The sequence below is a fragment of the Streptomyces sp. NBC_00271 genome, from assembly GCF_036178845.1.
In the GTDB taxonomy this organism is placed as follows: Bacteria; Actinomycetota; Actinomycetes; order Streptomycetales; family Streptomycetaceae; genus Streptomyces.
In genome coordinates, this window is the sequence record NZ_CP108070.1 from 6,040,282 (window position 1) to 6,057,989 (window position 17,708).

The 17,708-nt window shown below is 68.2% G+C and carries 16 protein-coding genes; 7 read left to right on the top strand and 9 right to left on the bottom strand.

The window, feature by feature from the left end; all coding sequences use genetic code 11:
• Positions 1-30: 30 nt before the first annotated feature.
• The 6 genes from murJ (at position 31) to trxA (ending at position 7,397) form a co-directional block, all read left to right on the top strand.
• The gene (murJ, locus tag OG798_RS27565) at positions 31-2,322 is read left to right on the top strand and encodes a murein biosynthesis integral membrane protein MurJ (protein WP_097225369.1); all 2,292 of its coding nucleotides are present in this window, start codon (positions 31-33) and stop codon (positions 2,320-2,322) included.
• Between the two features lie 118 nt (positions 2,323-2,440).
• The gene (locus tag OG798_RS27570) at positions 2,441-4,156 is read left to right on the top strand and encodes a protein kinase family protein (protein ID WP_267062325.1); all 1,716 of its coding nucleotides are present in this window, start codon (positions 2,441-2,443) and stop codon (positions 4,154-4,156) included.
• A gap of 28 nt (positions 4,157-4,184) precedes the next feature.
• Positions 4,185-4,916 carry an RNA polymerase sigma factor SigM gene (gene sigM, locus OG798_RS27575; RefSeq protein WP_097225368.1) on the top strand — a complete coding sequence of 244 codons (732 nt, stop codon included), beginning with the start codon at positions 4,185-4,187 and terminating at the stop codon, positions 4,914-4,916.
• A complete protein-coding gene (locus tag OG798_RS27580; protein ID WP_328757862.1) occupies positions 4,913-5,857 on the top strand; it encodes an anti-sigma factor family protein in 945 nt (314 codons plus the stop codon). The genes sigM and OG798_RS27580 overlap by 4 nt, the downstream gene beginning before the upstream one ends.
• A gap of 184 nt (positions 5,858-6,041) precedes the next feature.
• The gene (trxB, locus tag OG798_RS27585) at positions 6,042-7,004 is read left to right on the top strand and encodes a thioredoxin-disulfide reductase (RefSeq protein ID WP_095853692.1); all 963 of its coding nucleotides are present in this window, start codon (positions 6,042-6,044) and stop codon (positions 7,002-7,004) included.
• Positions 7,005-7,046: 42 nt separating this feature from the next.
• Positions 7,047-7,397: a thioredoxin gene (gene trxA, locus OG798_RS27590; RefSeq protein ID WP_054236436.1), complete on the top strand. Its 351-nt coding sequence runs from the start codon at positions 7,047-7,049 to the stop codon at positions 7,395-7,397.
• Positions 7,398-7,513: 116 nt separating this feature from the next.
• Here trxA and OG798_RS27595 read toward each other — a convergent pair whose 3' ends face one another.
• The 9 genes from OG798_RS27595 to rpmH form a co-directional block, all read right to left on the bottom strand.
• On the bottom strand, positions 7,514-8,131 hold the full coding sequence (locus tag OG798_RS27595; RefSeq protein ID WP_054236435.1) for a GNAT family N-acetyltransferase: 618 nt from the start codon (positions 8,129-8,131) through the stop codon (positions 7,514-7,516).
• A gap of 319 nt (positions 8,132-8,450) precedes the next feature.
• Entirely contained in the window at positions 8,451-9,545 is a 1,095-nt protein-coding gene (locus OG798_RS27600) for a ParB/RepB/Spo0J family partition protein (RefSeq protein ID WP_095853691.1), read from the bottom strand.
• Positions 9,542-10,615, bottom strand: coding sequence for a ParA family protein (locus OG798_RS27605; RefSeq protein WP_075031515.1), 1,074 nt, complete (start codon positions 10,613-10,615; stop codon positions 9,542-9,544). The genes OG798_RS27600 and OG798_RS27605 overlap by 4 nt, the downstream gene beginning before the upstream one ends.
• A 339-nt stretch (positions 10,616-10,954) precedes the next feature.
• Entirely contained in the window at positions 10,955-11,671 is a 717-nt protein-coding gene (gene rsmG / locus OG798_RS27610; RefSeq protein WP_095853690.1) for a 16S rRNA (guanine(527)-N(7))-methyltransferase RsmG, read from the bottom strand.
• Between the two features lie 146 nt (positions 11,672-11,817).
• Complete coding sequence (locus OG798_RS27615) at positions 11,818-12,327, bottom strand: Jag family protein (protein ID WP_060901646.1); 510 nt, start codon at positions 12,325-12,327, stop codon at positions 11,818-11,820.
• Between the two features lie 15 nt (positions 12,328-12,342).
• A complete protein-coding gene (gene yidC, locus OG798_RS27620; RefSeq protein WP_328757863.1) occupies positions 12,343-13,635 on the bottom strand; it encodes a membrane protein insertase YidC in 1,293 nt (430 codons plus the stop codon).
• 3 nt (positions 13,636-13,638) lie between these two features.
• Positions 13,639-14,004 (bottom strand): membrane protein insertion efficiency factor YidD, encoded by a 366-nt coding sequence (yidD, locus tag OG798_RS27625; protein WP_054236429.1) that lies wholly within the window; start codon positions 14,002-14,004, stop codon positions 13,639-13,641.
• Complete coding sequence (rnpA, locus tag OG798_RS27630) at positions 14,001-14,372, bottom strand: ribonuclease P protein component (protein ID WP_075031495.1); 372 nt, start codon at positions 14,370-14,372, stop codon at positions 14,001-14,003. Before rnpA ends, yidD begins: the two co-directional genes overlap by 4 nt.
• Before the next feature lie 20 nt (positions 14,373-14,392).
• Positions 14,393-14,530 carry a 50S ribosomal protein L34 gene (gene rpmH / locus OG798_RS27635; protein ID WP_006381191.1) on the bottom strand — a complete coding sequence of 46 codons (138 nt, stop codon included), beginning with the start codon at positions 14,528-14,530 and terminating at the stop codon, positions 14,393-14,395.
• 399 nt (positions 14,531-14,929) lie between these two features.
• On the opposite strand from rpmH, the gene dnaA reads away from it, so the two are divergent.
• Complete coding sequence (dnaA, locus tag OG798_RS27640) at positions 14,930-17,011, top strand: chromosomal replication initiator protein DnaA (protein WP_097225365.1); 2,082 nt, start codon at positions 14,930-14,932, stop codon at positions 17,009-17,011.
• Positions 17,012-17,708: the final 697 nt, after the last annotated feature.

Sequence of the window (17,708 nt, forward strand, 5' to 3'; positions counted from 1 at the left end):
TGGGCCCGGGGACGATGAGGTGGGGTAACCATGAACGCGCCGTACGACGGTGACCGCGGCCAGGGCGCGGGCAACTCGGGCTACCCCGAGGGCTACCCGGACCAGGCCGCGGGCGGCTCGGGCTACCCGGACCAGGGCATGGCCAACGCCGGCTACCCCGAGGGGTACCCGGAGGGGCCACCGGCCGACCCCGCGCAGCAGCCGCAGGGGCAGTACCAGGACATGTACTTTCAGGACGCCTATACCCAGGACCCGTACCGGGCGCAGGACCTCGCCGCCCAGGATCCGGTGACCGAGGCGCTCTACGACCGTGCGGCGCACCCCCCGCCGCCCCCGGGCTCCTACTACCCACAGCAGCCGCTCTACGCCCAGCCGCCCGCCTCGCAGTACAGCCCCGACCCCCGTGTGTGGGCCCAGACGCCCCCGCCGGAGCCCGCGGGGCCGACGCGGCACCTGCCCTACGGCGAGGACGCCCGCACGACCCAGTTCGTCGGCGTGGACGACCTCGTGACCCAGGCCGGCGAGCAGCAGCACGAGCCGGACGCCTTCGCCCACCTCTTCCGCGACCAGGGCCAGGCAGGCACGCGTACATCCGTCGCCCCGCCAGGCGTACCGTCTCCGGCCCACGAGCCGGCTCCGGCCGCCCCGCAGACCCCCGCGCCCGAACCGGCGCCCGCCGCGAAGAAGCCCGGCGGGCGCGCGTCGGGCCTGCTGAAGTCGAGCGCGGTGATGGCGGCGGGCACGCTGGTGTCCCGGCTCACCGGCTTCATCCGCTCCGCGCTGATCGTCTCGGCCCTGGGGATCGGCTTCCTGGGCGACTCCTTCCAGGTCGCCTACCAGCTGCCGACGATGATCTACATCCTCACCGTGGGCGGCGGCCTCAACTCGGTCTTCGTGCCACAGCTGGTACGCGCCATGAAGGACGACGAGGACGGCGGCGAGGCCTTCGCCAACCGGCTGCTGACTCTCGTCATGGTGGCGCTCGGCGTACTCACCGCACTCGCGGTCTTCGCCGCCCCGCTGCTCGTCCGGATGCTGTCGACGTCGGTCGCGGACAACCCCGCGGCCAATGAGGTCGCCGTCACCTTCACCCGCTACTTCCTGCCCACGATCTTCTTCATGGGCATCCACGTGGTGATGGGCCAGATCCTCAACGCCCGCGGGAAATTCGGCGCGATGATGTGGACCCCGGTCCTGAACAACATCGTCATCATCGTGACGCTCGGCATGTTCATCTGGGTGTACGGCACCGCGGCGAACTCCGGCATGGAGGTCACGAACATCCCGCCGGACGGGCAGCGGCTCCTCGGCGTCGGCGTCCTCCTCGGCCTCGTCGTGCAGGCCCTCGCGATGATTCCGTATCTGCGCGAGACCGGATTCCGGATGCGGCTGCGCTTCGACTGGAAGGGCCACGGCCTCGGCAAGGCCGCGATGCTCGCCAAGTGGACCGTGCTCTTCGTCCTCGCGAACCAGGCCGGCGCCCTCGTCGTCACCCAGCTGGCCACCGCCGCCACCAATGACAGCAAGGTCAAGGGTGTCGGCTTCTCCGCCTACGCCAACGCCCAGCTCGTGTGGGGCCTGCCGCAGGCCATCATCACGGTCTCGTTGATGGCGGCGCTGCTGCCGCGCATCGCCCGTTCGGCCCATGAGGGAGACGGCGGAGCCGTCCGTGACGACATCTCTCAGGGACTGCGCACGACTGCCGTGGCCATCGTGCCGATCGCCTTCGGCTTCGTCGCCCTCGGCATCCCGATGTGCACCCTGATCTTCGGTTCCTCGGGCACCAGCGAAGCCACCAACATGGGCTTCATGCTCATGGCTTTCGGCCTCGGCCTGATCCCGTACTCCGTGCAGTACGTCGTCCTGCGTGCCTTCTACGCGTACGAGGACACGCGCACCCCCTTCTACAACACGGTCATCGTCGCCGCCGTCAACGCCGTGGCCTCCGCCGCGTGCTACTTCGTGCTTCCGGCCCGCTGGGCGGTGGTCGGCATGGCCGCCTCCTACGGTGTCGCCTACGCGATCGGCGTCGGTGTGGCCTGGAGCAGGCTGCGCAAGCGGCTCGGCGGTGACCTGGACGGCACCCGCGTCCTGCGGACGTACGCCCGTCTCGGCATCGCCTCGGTGCCCGCAGCCCTGCTGAGCGGCGCGGCCTGCTACGGCATCGGCCACACCCTCGGACAGGGCGTCGGGGGCTCCCTGGCGGCCCTCCTCGCGGGCGGCATCGCCCTGCTCGGTGTCTTCTACGTCGCCGCGCGAAAGATGCGCATCGAAGAACTCAACTCAATGGTCGGAATGGTCCGCGGGCGCCTGGGGCGCTAAGGCGGGGGTACGCGCACAACCATCGTCCGTCGCCGTGTGTCGTGCATAGCGCCGGACTGTGGGCACAATTGGTTTCTGCGTCGGACAGCGCGCAACGAATGGGGAGGCGGGAACGACGGTGGCGGAACGGAGCACGGCTGCCGTCGACGTGGCAGACAACAGCGGCGACGAGCCGCTGACCGCCAAGGCGGACCAGTCCACGTCCGACGGGGTGGCCCAGAACCGGGAGCGGGAGACGGACAGCGAAGAGGCACAGGGGAGCGGCGGGACCGAGAGTCCCGGAAAGGCCTCACCGCCCGAACTGCACAGCGGACACAAACTCGCCAGGCGCTACCGCCTCGAGGAGTGCGTCACCCGTCTGGACGGCTTCAGCAGTTGGCGTGCGGTGGACGAGAAACTCCGCCGCGCCGTCGGTGTGCATCTCCTGCCCGCCGACCATCCACGGGCCCGCTCCGTACTGGCGGCGGCCCGTTCCTCGGCCCTGCTGGGCGATCCCAGGTTCGTCCAGGTCCTGGACGCGGTCGAGGAGAACGACCTCGTCTATGTGGTGCACGAGTGGCTGCCGGACGCCACGGAGCTGACCTCGCTGCTGGCCTCCGGCCCGCTGGAGGTGCACGAGGCCTACCAGATGGTCAGCCAGGTCTCCCAGGCCATGGCCGCCGCGCACCGTGAGGGCCTCGCGCATCTGCGGCTGACGCCCAGCGCCGTGCTGCGCACCTCGACCGGCCAGTGGCGCATCCGTGGGCTGGCCGTGAACGCCGCGCTGCGCGGCATCAGCTCGGACACCCCGCAGCGCACCGACACGGAGGCGATCGGGGCGCTCCTGTACGCCGCGCTCACCCAGCGCTGGCCCTACGACAACGACGCCTACGGTCTGTCCGGGCTACCCAAGGGGGTCGGCCTGATCGCCCCCGACCAGGTACGTGCCGGTGTTCACCGCGGTCTGTCGGAGCTCGCCATGCGTGCGCTCGCCAACGACGGCGCGACCGCCTCCCGCCACGAGACTCCGTGCACCACGCCGGAGGAACTGGTGAAGGCGATCGCCGAGATGCCCCGCATCCGCCCGCCGGAGCCCACGTTCACGGCCCCGCCGGAGTACCAGCGCACCTCGTACCAGCAGGGCTACGGCCGCCCCGCGCCCCACATGGGCGCCACGCAGCCCGTACCGGCCCCGCCGCCCCCGCTGCAGAGCCGCACCGGCAAGGCCCTCAAGTGGGCCGTGTCGGCCCTCCTGATCGCCGCCCTGGGCCTCGGCAGCTGGCAGCTCGCGGATGCCCTGATGGACCACGCAAAGTCCAACGACACACAGAAGCCCAAGACGACGGACGGCAACGGCAAGGGCACCGACAAGACCAAGCCGGTCAAGCCGATCGCCATCAAGGGTGCGCAGGAGTACGTCGCGAAGGGTGACGCCCAGGCGTCCGGGGACGTGGGCAAGACGTACGACGGCGACAGCTCGACGTACTGGCGGAGCAAGAGCTTCGTGGACGGTCCGGAGATGAAGCCGGCCTTCAAGCCCGGCGTCGGCATCGTCTACGACCTCGGTTCCCAGCAGACCGTCACGGCTGCTTCGATAGGGCTCCGGTACCCCGGTGATCACACGACGATCACCCTCTATGGGACGGACTCGATGAGTTCCTCGACGCCGGTGGATTCGATGACGAAGATCGGGACCATCACGACGAGCGGCACCAGCGCGAAGATCACGGTCAGCCAGAAGGCGAAGACTCAGTACGTGCTGCTCTGGATCACGGCGATGCCCTACGCGTCCGGTGATCAGTACAGCGGCGCCGGCTACAAGCAAGCCATCACGGACGTGAAGTTCACCGGCTGACGCTCGTCGACGAAAGGGAGGGGGTCCGATGGCCGATGAAACCGGATACGGCAACGCAAGCGATCAGGACCTCCTCGCCCGTCACGTAGAGGGCGACCACGAGGCCTTCGGCGAGATCGTGCGGCGCCATCGCGACCGCCTCTGGGCAGTCGCCCTGAGGACGCTGGGAGACCGCGAGGAGGCCGCTGACGCCGTCCAGGACGCGCTGGTCTCCGCCTACCGGGCCGCTCACACCTTCCGCGGCCAGTCGGCCGTCACGACCTGGCTGCACCGCATCACGGTGAACGCCTGCCTGGACCGCGCGCGCAAAGCCGCATCCAGGAAGACGTCCCCTGTCGATGACACCGAACGCCTGGAACAGCTCCTCGAACCGCACGAGTCCGCCTCCGCCCCGGCCGAGCGCAACGATCTGCACCGCGAGCTGCTGGCGGCACTGCGTACGCTCCCGGCCGACCAGCGCGCCGCTCTCGTCCTTGTGGACATGCAGGGCTACCCCGTGGCAGAGGCGGCCCGCGTCCTCGATGTGCCCGTCGGAACGGTGAAGAGCCGTTGCGCACGGGGCAGAGCCAGACTGCTGCCACTGCTCACCCATCTCCGTACGGAGAACGGAAGCGGCGGGGGCGGCAACAAGTCGGGCGGCGGAAGGAACCGGACGCAGGGGACATCCGTCCCACCGGCAGCGGGACCGCACGATGCAGGTCCACGCGAGGCAGGACCAAGCGATTCAGCTGCTGTGAAGGGCGGAGGTGGGCGAGCGTGACATCCACGACGGATACGGCCGGGCACCCGGATGTCGCGGAGATCTCCGACCTCTCCGAGGGGCTGCTCCCGCCTTCCCGCACCGCGGACGTACGGCGACACCTCGACGAGTGCGTGCTCTGCGCCGACGTGTACGACTCCCTGGAGGAGATCCGGGGGCTGCTCGGCACTCTGCCGGGCCCCACGCGCATGCCCGATGATGTGGCCGGCCGTATCGATGCCGCCCTTGCCGCGGAGGCCCTGCTGAGTGCCACGGCGCCCGACCGCGCAACGGCCGAGGGCGACAGCACGAGCGTTTCACGTGAAACATCGCTCGCCGGGGTTTCCCACACGTCCGGCGAACCGAGCCCCGCTTCCCTCACCGACCGTCCCTCGGGACGTCCCCACGCTGCCACCGGCCCCGGTCGCTCACGTCGGGGCCGCCGTGGGCGCCGCAGGGTGGTCGTTCTCGGCACGGTGTTCACGGCCGCTGCTCTCGGGCTGGGCACGATCCTCGTACAGTCGCTGGGCGACGGCTCCGGCAAGAGCCCGCAGACCGTGACACAGCAGGGAGCGAAGGACACTTTTTCCGAGGGGAAGCTGAAGACTCAGGTCGCGGATCTCCTCGCGAGGAACAAGAGCGCGCGCACCCCCTCCGCCAGCCCGAAGCGTCCTTGGGGAGTTCAGTCCAACGAGGCGGGCAACGGGTCCGCCGGGGTCGACACCTTGATCACGCCCACGGTGCAGGTCCCCGACTGTATTCAGAAGGGGACCGGAAGCACCGCGACGATCCTCGCGGCGCAGCAGGGCACGTACAAGGGGACGACGGTGTATCTCGTCGTAGTGCCCGATGCCTCCGACAGCACGAAGGTCACGGCGTACATCGTCGAAGCCGCGTGCGTAAAGCAGGCTTCGGCGTCCCCTGGCAAGCTCCTGCTGACGCACTCGTACGCCCGCTCCTGAGCGCCTCCGCGTCGACCGGCCGCCTCCCCAATAACCCCATGGGATCTCTGTGCAGTGTCTCGTCTCCGTGTGCCCGGACACAGAGGGAATGCACGCCCCTTAGGATCCGTTGGGTGGGGTGAGAGTTCTGAGAGAGGCTCCCACCAGTAGTACGCAGCAGTCTCCAGAGACGAGGAATCAAGCCGTGAGCGACGTCCGTAACGTGATCATCATCGGATCCGGGCCTGCCGGCTACACGGCAGCGCTCTACACCGCGCGCGCGTCGCTGAAGCCGCTGGTCTTCGAAGGCGCCGTCACCGCCGGTGGTGCGCTGATGAACACCACCGAGGTGGAGAACTTCCCCGGTTTCCAGGACGGCATCATGGGCCCCGAGCTCATGGACAACATGCGCGCCCAGGCCGAGCGCTTCGGTGCCGAGCTGATCCCGGACGACGTCGTCGCCGTCGACCTGACGGGCGAGATCAAGACCGTCACGGACACCGCGGGCACCGTGCACCGCGCCAAGGCCGTCATCGTCACGACGGGCTCGCAGCACCGCAAGCTCGGTCTGCCCAACGAGGACGCGCTCTCCGGACGCGGCGTCTCGTGGTGCGCGACCTGTGACGGCTTCTTCTTCAAGGACCAGGACATCGCCGTGATCGGCGGTGGCGACACCGCGATGGAGGAGGCCACCTTCCTCTCCCGCTTCGCCAAGTCCGTGACGATCGTGCACCGCCGTGACACCCTGCGCGCCTCCAAGGCGATGCAGGAGCGTGCCTTCGCCGACCCGAAGATCAACTTCGTCTGGGACAGCGAGATCGCCACGATCGAGGGCGACCCCAAGCTTGCCGGCCTGAAGCTGCGCAACCTCAAGACCGGTGAGATCTCCGACCTGGCGGTGACCGGCCTGTTCATCGCGATCGGCCACGACCCGCGCACCGAGCTCTTCAAGGGCCAGCTCGACCTGGACGAGGAGGGCTACCTCGAGGTCGAGGCGCCTTCGACCCGGACGAACCTGACCGGTGTCTTCGGCGCCGGTGACGTCGTCGACCACACGTACCGCCAGGCGATCACCGCGGCCGGCACCGGCTGCTCCGCCGCCCTCGACGCCGAGCGCTACCTCGCTGCCCTCGCGGACAGCGAGAGCGCCGCGGCTGCCACCGTCTGACCCCCGTCCGCCCCACCGCACCAACCAGTTAAGGAGCCCGCCGTGGCCGGCACCCTGAAGAATGTGACCGACGATTCCTTCGAGCAGGACGTCCTCAAGAGCGACAAGCCCGTCCTGGTGGACTTCTGGGCCGCCTGGTGCGGTCCGTGCCGCCAGATCGCGCCGTCCCTCGAGGCGATCGCCGCGGAGTACGGCGACCAGATCGAGGTTGTCAAGCTCAACATCGATGAGAACCCGGGTACGGCCGCCAAGTACGGCGTCATGTCCATCCCGACCCTGAACGTCTACCAGGGTGGCGAGGTCGCCAAGACCATCGTGGGTGCGAAGCCGAAGGCCGCGATCGTCCGCGACCTGGAGGACTTCATCACCGAGGGCGCCGAGAAGACCGTCTGACCGGAAGCGCCGTCCTGCAACGGCGGCGATGTTTCACGTGAAACACGAATGGGCCAGCCCGAAAGGGCTGGCCCATTCGCATGACGGAGGGGTTGCGTCGGCGGGCGGCATCACGGCTACAGAGGACGAAGCGCTGGTTCCTTCTGTACCGCTCCCAGGAGGCGGTCCAGAGCCAACTCCACATCTTCCTTCCAGGAGAGCGTCGTCCGCAGCTCCAGCCTCAGGCGGGGGTACCTCGGGTGGGGGCGCACCGTCTTGAAGCCGACCGCGAGGAGATGGTCGGCGGGGAGCACGCAGGCCGGTTCCTTCCACCGTGCGTCCCCGAAAGCCTCGATCGCCTTGAAGCCTCGGCGCAGCAGATCCTTGGCGACCGTCTGCACCATCACCCGGCCGAGGCCCTGGCCCTGGTAGCCCGGCATGATGAAGGCGGTCATCAACTGGACGGCGTCCGGTGAGACCGGGCTCGTGGGGAACGCCGTGGAGCGGGGTACATAGGCCGGGGGTGCGTACAGCACGAAGCCCACCGGTACGTCGTCCACGTAGACGACGCGGCCGCAGGATCCCCACTCCAGCAGGACGGCGGAGATCCACGCCTCCTTCTCGAGTTCGGGCCTTCCCGCCTTTACCGCGGCTTCCCCACTGACGGGATCCAGTTCCCAGAAGACACACGCGCGACAGCGCTTGGGAAGGTCCGGAAGGTTGTCCAGCGTGAGCGGTACGAGCCTGCGCCCCATGAAGGATGTTCCTCGCTTCCTTCGCCCGCAGCATCGCGAGCGGCTGTCAGAGCGCTTCGCTCCCTGAGCAGGCTGCCGATGAACCCACCGACCGCCCCCAGTCCCAGGCCCGCGGTCACCAGTCCGGTACGGCTCACGGTTTGCATGGCCCCCGCCTCCCCAATGAAGGTGCCGCCAGGTGGATGCGCCATACCCGATGGCATCGTATCCACGATGCGATTGCATCGATACTGCCTGAAAGCAAAGAGCAGGCCGTGTTCCGGTACACACCGGACACAGCCCGCTCTTGTGGTCGACCAACGGGATGTCGCCGCGCGACTCAGGCCTCCGTGTCCTCGGAGTCCTCGTCCAGGAGACTCCTCTGGAGAACGCCTCCCTCACCGGGGGCGAGAGAGCTGAGGATCCGCTCGAGGTCGTCCATCGAGGCGAACTCGACCGTGATCTTTCCCTTCTTCTGCCCCAGGTCGACCTTCACGCGGGTCTCGAAGCGGTCCGAGAGGCGGGTGGCAAGGTCGCTCAGTGCCGGGGAGAGACGGGTGCCGGCCCGCGGTCCCTTGGAGCGCGCAGCGGTCTGGGGGCGCGATCCCATGAGGGTGACGATCTCCTCGACGGCCCGCACCGACAGCCCCTCGGCCACGATGCGGTGGGCCAGCCGGTCCTGCTCCTCCGAGTCCGCGACGGAGAGCAGGGCGCGGGCGTGGCCCGCGGAGAGTACTCCTGCGGCGACACGACGCTGAACCGCCGGCGAGAGCTTCAGCAGCCGCAGGGTGTTGGAGACCTGCGGGCGCGAACGGCCGATACGGTCCGCCAGCTGGTCGTGCGTGCAGTTGAAGTCCTGCAGCAGCTGGTCGTAGGCAGCCGCCTCTTCCAGCGGATTCAACTGAGCACGGTGCAGGTTCTCCAGCAGCGCGTCCAGGAGAAGCTTCTCGTCCTCCGTGGCCCGCACGATCGCGGGAATGGCCTCAAGCCCCGCCTCACGGCAGGCACGGAAGCGCCGCTCACCCATGATGAGCTCGTAGCGTGCCGGACCCACCTGACGCACGACGACCGGCTGGAGAAGCCCGACCTCCTTGATGGAGGTAACCAGCTCGGCAAGAGCGTCCTCGTCGAACACCTCACGGGGCTGACGCGGGTTGGGGGTGATGTAGTCGAGAGGCAGTTCAGCAAAGTGAGCGCCGACAGGCGAGGAGGGCACCTCCGGGGTCCCGATCGTCGCCGGCTCCTCTGTTTCATGTGAAACAGGCGGCAGCGTGGTCACCTTCGCCGCGGCGACCCCGCGCTCTGCCGTGAGCACGGGTCCAGCCGCCGACGAGGCGGAGGCTCCGCCCGCCGGCGAGGGAACCGTCTTCTCTGTCGGAGCCGCGGGGATCAGTGCGCCGAGGCCCCGCCCCAGCCCTCGTCGTCGCTCACTCACTGGATCCCCTCCACCATGTTCTGACTGTTCTGTACGCCCACATGGGCGTTCTGCGCGTCGTACGCCACTCCGACTCCGCGGAGGGCGATTTCTCGTGCGGCCTCAAGATACGAGAGGGCACCGCTCGACCCTGGATCGTAGGTCAGCACCGTCTGGCCGTAGCTCGGGGCCTCGGAGATACGGACCGAGCGAGGAATGCTCGTCCGCAGCACCTCGTCACCGAAGTGGCTGCGCACCTCGTCCGCGACCTGGGACGCGAGGCGCGTCCGGCCGTCGTACATGGTGAGCAGGATCGTCGAGACATGGAGGTTGGGGTTGAGATGCCCCCGCACCAGGTCGACGTTACGCAGGAGCTGGCCCAGGCCTTCCAGCGCGTAGTACTCGCACTGGATAGGAATGAGGACCTCCGCACCGGCGACCAGCGCGTTGACCGTCAGGAGGCCGAGCGACGGCGGGCAGTCGATGAGGATGTAGTCCAGCGGCTGCTCATACGCCTGGATCGCTCGCTCCAGCCGGCTCTCCCGTGCCACCAGGGACACCAGCTCGATCTCCGCACCGGCGAGATCGATCGTGGCAGGCGCACAGAAGAGGCCCTCGACATCGGGGACCGGTTGGACGACTTCGGAGAGCGGCTTGCTGTCAATCAGCACGTCGTAGATGGAAGGCACCTCGGCGTGATGATCGATGCCGAGCGCGGTGGAGGCGTTGCCCTGAGGGTCGAGGTCGATCACCAGGACACGGCCGCCATGCAGGGCAAGCGAGGCAGCAAGGTTGACCGTGGTCGTGGTCTTGCCCACCCCACCCTTCTGGTTGGCGACGACCATGACGCGGGTCTGTTCGGGCCGTGGCAGGCCCTCACCGGCGCGACCCAGCGCCTCCACCGCCAGTTGGGCAGCACGACCAATAGGAGTGTCGTCCATTGGGGGCGGTGTTTCACGTGAAACATCCTCCCCCATCGACTCGGTACGGGGACCGGGGACCGGATCGGTCATCGGTCCCGCGATGTTGGCGTCGGACCGCAAGGATTCACTCTCCTCGACTTCAGGCTCGCAATGAACAGAGCCTCCCATGTCTTCGGGGTCATGAACCAGCGAGGCCCGTTCTTCTGTGGAGAAATCCACCTCTGTGGACAACTCCGCACCCTCCGCGAGTGAACCGAGAGGCTTCCGGTCGCGGGGTTCGGCCGCGGCGCGGCCGCGACTGATGATGCCGTGCAGCAGTGAGCGACGTTTCACGTGAAACACGATGCCTAGCGGCCAGGGCCATCGCGGCGCGACACTCCGAGATGCGTAGGTTTGGCAGCTTGTGTGGAGTACGGCTCGTCGTCAGGAAGGATCAGCCGGAGTGATAAAGAACTCCCGGCTCCGCCCTGCGGAACCGGGAGTCCACGATCCACTTCGCGCTCAGGATCAGCGCCGTCGGCGCGTCCGCCCCGTCCGGGCCGCCTTCGCCCTCTTCGCGGCGAAACGCACGCCACCCGGGCTCTCCCCGACCTCGACCCGCACCACGGTCGACAGCGGGTCCACAATGCCCTCACCGACGTGCAGGATCGACGTCTCCACGGCGCCGAGCTTGCTGAGGGCCGTCGCGGCGCTCTTCAGCTCCTCCTCAGCGGTGTCGCCCTTGAGAGCCAGCATCTCGCCGTACGGGCGGAGGAGGGGAATGCCCCACGTCGCCAGCCGGTCCAGTGGAGCGACAGCCCGGGCCGTCACCACGTGGACCGCCGGCAGCTTTCCCATGACCTCCTCGGCGCGACCGCGCACGACGGTGACATGGTCGAGGCCGAGGAGCTCGACGACCTCGGTGAGGAAGTTGGTCCGCCGCAGCAACGGTTCCAGCAGAGTGATCTTGATGTCATCCCGGACCAGGGCCAGCGGAATGCCGGGGAGCCCCGCGCCGGAGCCGACGTCGCACACGGTCACACCTTCGGGCACGACCTCGGAGAGCACCGCGCAGTTCAGCAGGTGCCGCTCCCACAGTCGGGGCACCTCGCGGGGGCCGATCAGCCCCCGCTGCACTCCCGTCTCGGCCAACAGCTCCGCGTACCGGACCGCGTCTGCGAAGCGATCGCCGAATACCTCGCGCGCCTGCTCGGGCGCAGGGGGAAGCTCCGCTGCCTCCGTCACGGGGACCGTCCTTCCGTACCGCATAAGCGCGCTGAGCGCTGACACCAGGGCTATCAGGGATTACCAGGAACTACGAGGGACTATCAGGCTGACAAAGTTCGGCCCCGCCTGCTCAACAGACGGGGCCGAAGAAACCTTCGTACCGATCAGGCGGGAAGCACGACGACGAAGCGCTGCGGCTCCTCGCCCTCGGACTCACTGCGCAGACCCGCGGCCTTGACCGCGTCGTGGACGACCTTGCGCTCGAAGGGCGTCATCGGCTTCATCTTCACCGGCTCGCCGGAGCTCTTCACCTCGGCCGCGGCCTTGGCGCCCAGCTCGGAGAGCTCCTCGCGCTTCTTGGCGCGGTAGCCCGCGATGTCCAGCATCAGTCGGCTGCGGTCCCCGGTCTCCCGGTGAACGGCCAGGCGCGTGAGCTCCTGGAGGGCCTCGAGCACCTCGCCGTCGCGACCGACCAGCTTCTGCAGGTCACGGCTGCTCGCGTCGCTGATGATCGAGACAGCGGCGCGGTCGGCCTCGACGTCCATGTCGATGTCGCCGTCGAGATCGGCGATGTCCAGCAGACCCTCGAGGTAGTCCGCCGCGATCTCGCCTTCCTGCTCAAGGCGGGTCAGGGTGTCGCCCTCAGCGGCGGCGGAGGTGGTGCCTTCCGTCACGGGATGGACTCCTTCTTACTTCTTGGACGGGGACTTGGGCCGCTGCGGACCCTTGCGCTGTCCGGACTGGGCTTTGCTGCGGGTACCGGTGCCCGGCTTGTTGCCGCCTCCGGCCGGCTTGGCGGCGGGCTTGGCGTCCTGCGGCTCGTCGGACTTGGTCAGCGAGGTCTTCGGCTCGGCCTCACCCGCCGCCTTCGCCCCACCGGCCGCCGTGCCCGACTGACGCTGGGACTTGGACTGGCGCTTGGGCTGCTGACGCTTGGGAGCGCCACCCGTGGTGGTCGTGGTGCCGTCCTCGGCCTCGACGGTCGCCTCGGCCTGACCCTTCACCACAGTGCCGTCAGCCTGGGCCACCAGGCCCACCTTGGTCAGGCTGTTGATGAACTTGCGCTCGAACTCGTTACGGTCGCGGCCCTTGGCGACGATCGCCTTGACGATGGCCTTCTCGCCACGGCTGCGCGTCTTCTCGTGGTGCGTGACGTGCTTCTCCAGGCGCTCGAGGTACGCGGCCTGAGCCTTGGAACCCGGGGTCGGGTTGTTGCGGATGACGTACATCTGCTGGCCCATGGTCCACACGTTGGTGGTCAGCCAGTAGACGAGGACACCGACCGGGAAGTTGATGCCGAAGACGGCGAACATGACCGGGAAGACGTACATCAGCATCTTCTGCTGCTGCATGAAGGGCGTCTTCACCGTGGTGTCGACGTTCTTCGTCATCAGCTGACGCTGGGTGTAGAACTGCGAGCTCGACATCAGCACGATCATGATCGCGGTGACGACCCGGACATCGGTCAGCGTGGCACCGAGCTGGGAGACCTTGTCGGCGCTGTCGGTGAACTTCGCCGCGAGCGGTGCGCCGAAGATGTGCGCCTTCTGCGCACTCTCCAGCAGGCCCTGGTTGATCACACCGATCGTCTTGCCGGTCGCGATGCCGTTGAGCACGTGGTACAGGGCGAAGAAGAACGGCGACTGCGCCAGGATGGGAAGGCACGAGGAGAGCGGGTTGGTACCCGTCTCCTTGTACAGCTTCATCATCTCTTCGGACTGGCGCTGCTTGTCGTTCTTGTAGCGCTCCTGGATCTTCTTCATCTCGGGCTGCAGCGTCTGCATCGCCCGAGTCGACTTGATCTGCTTCACGAAGAGCGGAATGAGGCAGATACGGATCAGGATCACCAGGGACACGATGGACAGGCCCCAGGCCCAGCCCGTATCGGGACCGAAGATCTTCCCGTACACAGAGTGGAACTGGACGATGACCCAGGAAACGGGTGTCGTGATGAAGCTGAAAAGACTGGCAATCGTGTCCACTAATCAGGCTCCTTGAGCATGGGACGGGGTCTCGGCGGCCGGGCTCGAGGGATGGTCGGACATTCCATGACCCTCAATGGCCGGTTCGGCGGCGGAGTTCCCGCCCTTGCGTGCGCGCCAGGCGTTACGCAGCATTTCGTGCCACCGCGGACGCTTGCGCGGCGGAACATGGTCCACGCCGCCCAGCGACCACGGATTGCACCGGAGGATGCGCCAGGCGGTGAGTGCCGTTCCCTTGATCGCACCGTGCCGGTCGATGGCTTGGTAGCCGTAGTGGGAGCACGACGGGTAGTACTTGCACACCGGCCCGAGCAGCGGGCTGATCGTCCACTGGTACAGCTTGATAAGAGCCAGCAGCGGGTACTTCATCGCGCGCCCCCTCCCAGCAGCCGCTGAAGGGCGGCATCCAGGTCTCGGGCCAGCTGTTCATGGTCGGCGTCGCCCGCACCGGGCAGCGCTCGTACGACTACCAGGCTACCGGGGGGCAACTGGGCGACTCGGTCACGCATCAAATGGCGAAGTCTGCGCTTCACCTTGTTGCGGACGACCGCCCCGCCCACGGCCTTGCTCACGACGAAACCCGCACGCGTCGGGGGAGCGCTCTCCCCAGGCGCGTGCGGGTCCGTTGCACCGCTACGTAGATGGACGACGAGGAGCGGGCGTCCGGCCCGGCGTCCTCGGCGTACCGCGGTCGCGAAGTCCTCGCGCCGCCTCAGCCGATGCTCGGTAGGCAGCACGACATCATGACCTGTTGTTATCAGGCGGACAGGCTGGCGCGACCCTTGCCACGGCGGTTCGCGAGAATCGCGCGGCCGGCACGGGTGCGCATCCGCAGGCGGAAGCCGTGGGTCTTGGCGCGACGACGGTTGTTCGGCTGGAAGGTGCGCTTGCTCACTCGGGGGCTCCAGAAAGAATCGGTGGTGGCGGGGTGCCGCCTTGGCTGTCACCGTGCGCCCACGAGGTAGCTCGTAATTACGCCCGAGTGCACCGCTTCCCGATCACTCGACGTGACCTGTGCCCATCGGAGGCAGGCGGCAGCAGCCATCGACAACTCGACCTGGTCACGGTACGCGCGGCTACGCCATCCGGTCAAACCGGCTCCTGGCGGGAGACACTATCCACAGGCTGGGGACAACAACTTGAACCGCAGCGGTCGCCCTGACTACCGTGGCTGAACTCCGATTCGTTCCCTTCCCACCGCCCCAGCGGATTTGTTCCCACCGCCCCACCCGACTGACTTCCCAACCTGTTCCCAGAACCACACGTTCGTGGGACCCGTGAGAGAGCGTGCCCTGTGGCTGACGTACCTGCCGATCTTGCCGCAGTGTGGCCACGAGTACTGGAACAGCTCCTCGGTGAGGGCCGCGGTCAGGGTGTGGAGGCGAAGGACGAGCACTGGATCAAGCGCTGCCAGCCGCTGGCACTGGTCGCGGACACCGCTCTGCTCGCGGTTCCGAACGAATTCGCGAAGGGCGTCCTCGAAGGACGTCTCGCGCCGATCGTCAGTGACACGCTGAGCCGCGAGTGCGGCCGCCCGATCCGCATCGCGATCACCGTCGACGACTCGGCCGGGGAACCCCAGCCTCCGACGCCGCCCGCCCCCCAGGCCCGGTACGAGGAGTCCGAGCTCCCCTCCGGCGCGGGCCAGGGCCGTGACGCGTACGACGGTCAGGGCGGCGACGAGCGGAACCCCTACGGCGGCCAGGGCGGCGAGGACCGCAACGGCTACGGCGGCCAGGGCCGTGACGAGCGCCACGCCTACGACTCCCAGGGCCGCGAAGACCGGGGCGGCTACGACTCCCCGGGCCGTGACGAGCGCAACCCCTATGACGCTCAGCGCCGCGACGGGTACGAGGGGTACGGCCGCCACCGCGCCGACGACCACCGGGGTGACCACCGAGGCGGTCGCTCCGACCAGCTCCCCGGCGCCCCCGGCGACCAGCTGCCGCCCGGCCGCTCCGACCAGTCCCGCGCGGACCACCTGCCGACCGCCCGCCCCGCCTACCCGGACTACCAGCGCCCCGAGCCCGGCGCCTGGCCGCGGCACACCCAGGACGACTACGGCTGGCAGCAGCAGCGCCTCGGCTTCCCCGACCGCGACCCGTACGCCTCGCCCTCGCAGGACTACCGGCCGCAGTCGATGGAGCGCCCGCCCTACGAGCAGCAGCGCCAGGACTACGACCAGCCGCGCTCCGAGTACGAGCGCCCCGACCGCCGCGACCTCCAGGAGCCGTCCTCGGGCGGTGCGCCGCCACACCGAGGCGGCCCCTCGCTGCAGTCCTCCGGCGGCGCTCCCGGCCCGCTGGGCGCGAAGCCGGCGCCGGCGTCCGGTCCGGGCGAGCCCACCGCGCGCCTCAACCCGAAGTACCTCTTCGACACGTTCGTCATCGGCGCCTCGAACCGCTTCGCGCACGCGGCCGCGGTCGCCGTCGCCGAGGCGCCTGCGAAGGCGTACAACCCCCTCTTCATCTATGGGGAGTCGGGTCTCGGCAAGACGCACCTGCTGCACGCGATCGGGCACTACGCGCGCAGCCTCTACCCGGGCACGCGGGTGCGGTACGTGAGCTCCGAGGAGTTCACCAACGAGTTCATCAACTCCATCCGCGACGGCAAGGGCGACAGCTTCCGCAAGCGGTACCGGGAGATGGACATCCTGCTGGTCGACGACATCCAGTTCCTGGCGGACAAGGAGTCGACGCAGGAGGAGTTCTTCCACACCTTCAACACGCTCCACAACGCGAACAAGCAGATCGTGCTCTCCAGCGACCGGCCGCCCAAGCAGCTGGTGACCCTGGAGGACCGGCTGCGGAACCGTTTCGAGTGGGGTCTGATCACGGACGTCCAGCCGCCCGAGCTGGAGACCCGTATCGCCATCCTTCGTAAGAAGGCGGTGCAGGAGCAGCTCAACGCTCCGCCGGAGGTGCTCGAGTTCATCGCGTCCCGGATCTCGCGCAACATCCGTGAGCTGGAGGGCGCGCTGATCCGGGTGACGGCGTTCGCGTCGCTCAACCGGCAGCCAGTCGACCTCGGCCTGACCGAGATCGTCCTGAAGGACCTGATCCCCGGCGGCGAGGACTCGGCTCCGGAGATCACGGCCACGGCGATCATGGCGGCCACCGCGGACTACTTCGGCCTCACGGTGGACGACCTGTGCGGGTCCTCACGCAGTCGCGTCCTGGTGACCGCGCGGCAGATCGCCATGTATCTGTGCCGCGAGCTCACCGATCTCTCGCTGCCGAAGATCGGCGCGCAGTTCGGCGGCCGTGACCACACGACCGTCATGCACGCCGACCGCAAGATCCGCGCGCTGATGGCCGAGCGCCGCTCCATCTACAACCAGGTCACCGAGCTCACCAACCGCATCAAGAACGGCTGACAGGCGCGGCAGTACGCCGCCGAGGGCGCCCCCGGGACACGGTCCCGAGGGCGCCTTTCGCTGTTCTGGCGCGCTGATCTGGCTAGCCCGCAGCTCCGACCCGCGGCTCTCGCATGCGCGCCGCGAGGGATTCCGGCAGCCGTTTCGGAGCTTTCGGGATCCGCTCCGAGACGCCCCCGGAAGGCTCTGGACCTCGCTCCGAGGGGCCCCGCGAGCTCCTGAGACCCGGTCCCAAGGGGGCTCCGAGGGCTTCCCGGGCCTGTTCCGAGGCCGTCGGCTCTCGTTTCACCGCTACCGGAACGACATCAGATGTTCGAATACGAGCCGGGTTACGGCCACTCTCCACAGATTCGGTGACTTTCTGGCGTCCACACCCTGGGGACCGCGAAGTTGTCCCGATCGTGTCCACAGGGGTCACTGTCGAAAGACCATCAGACCAGGTCAGCCCCCTGTGGATTCGTGGACGAAGACTCTCCACAGACTGTGGACGAAGAAAGGATCCACAGGGTGTGCGCGAAGTTGTCCACCGACGACCCACAGGCTGGAGCTGGTTGTCCCCAGCCATCCCCGGCTTCTCCACACCCCTGTCCACTGTTCGGCAACGTGACGCGCCCGATCACCGTGTCGAGTGAAAGGCGTCACACCAAGGTGCCGGATTGGCCTGTGGGGAACGTGGGTAAAGCTGGGGACGGATCTG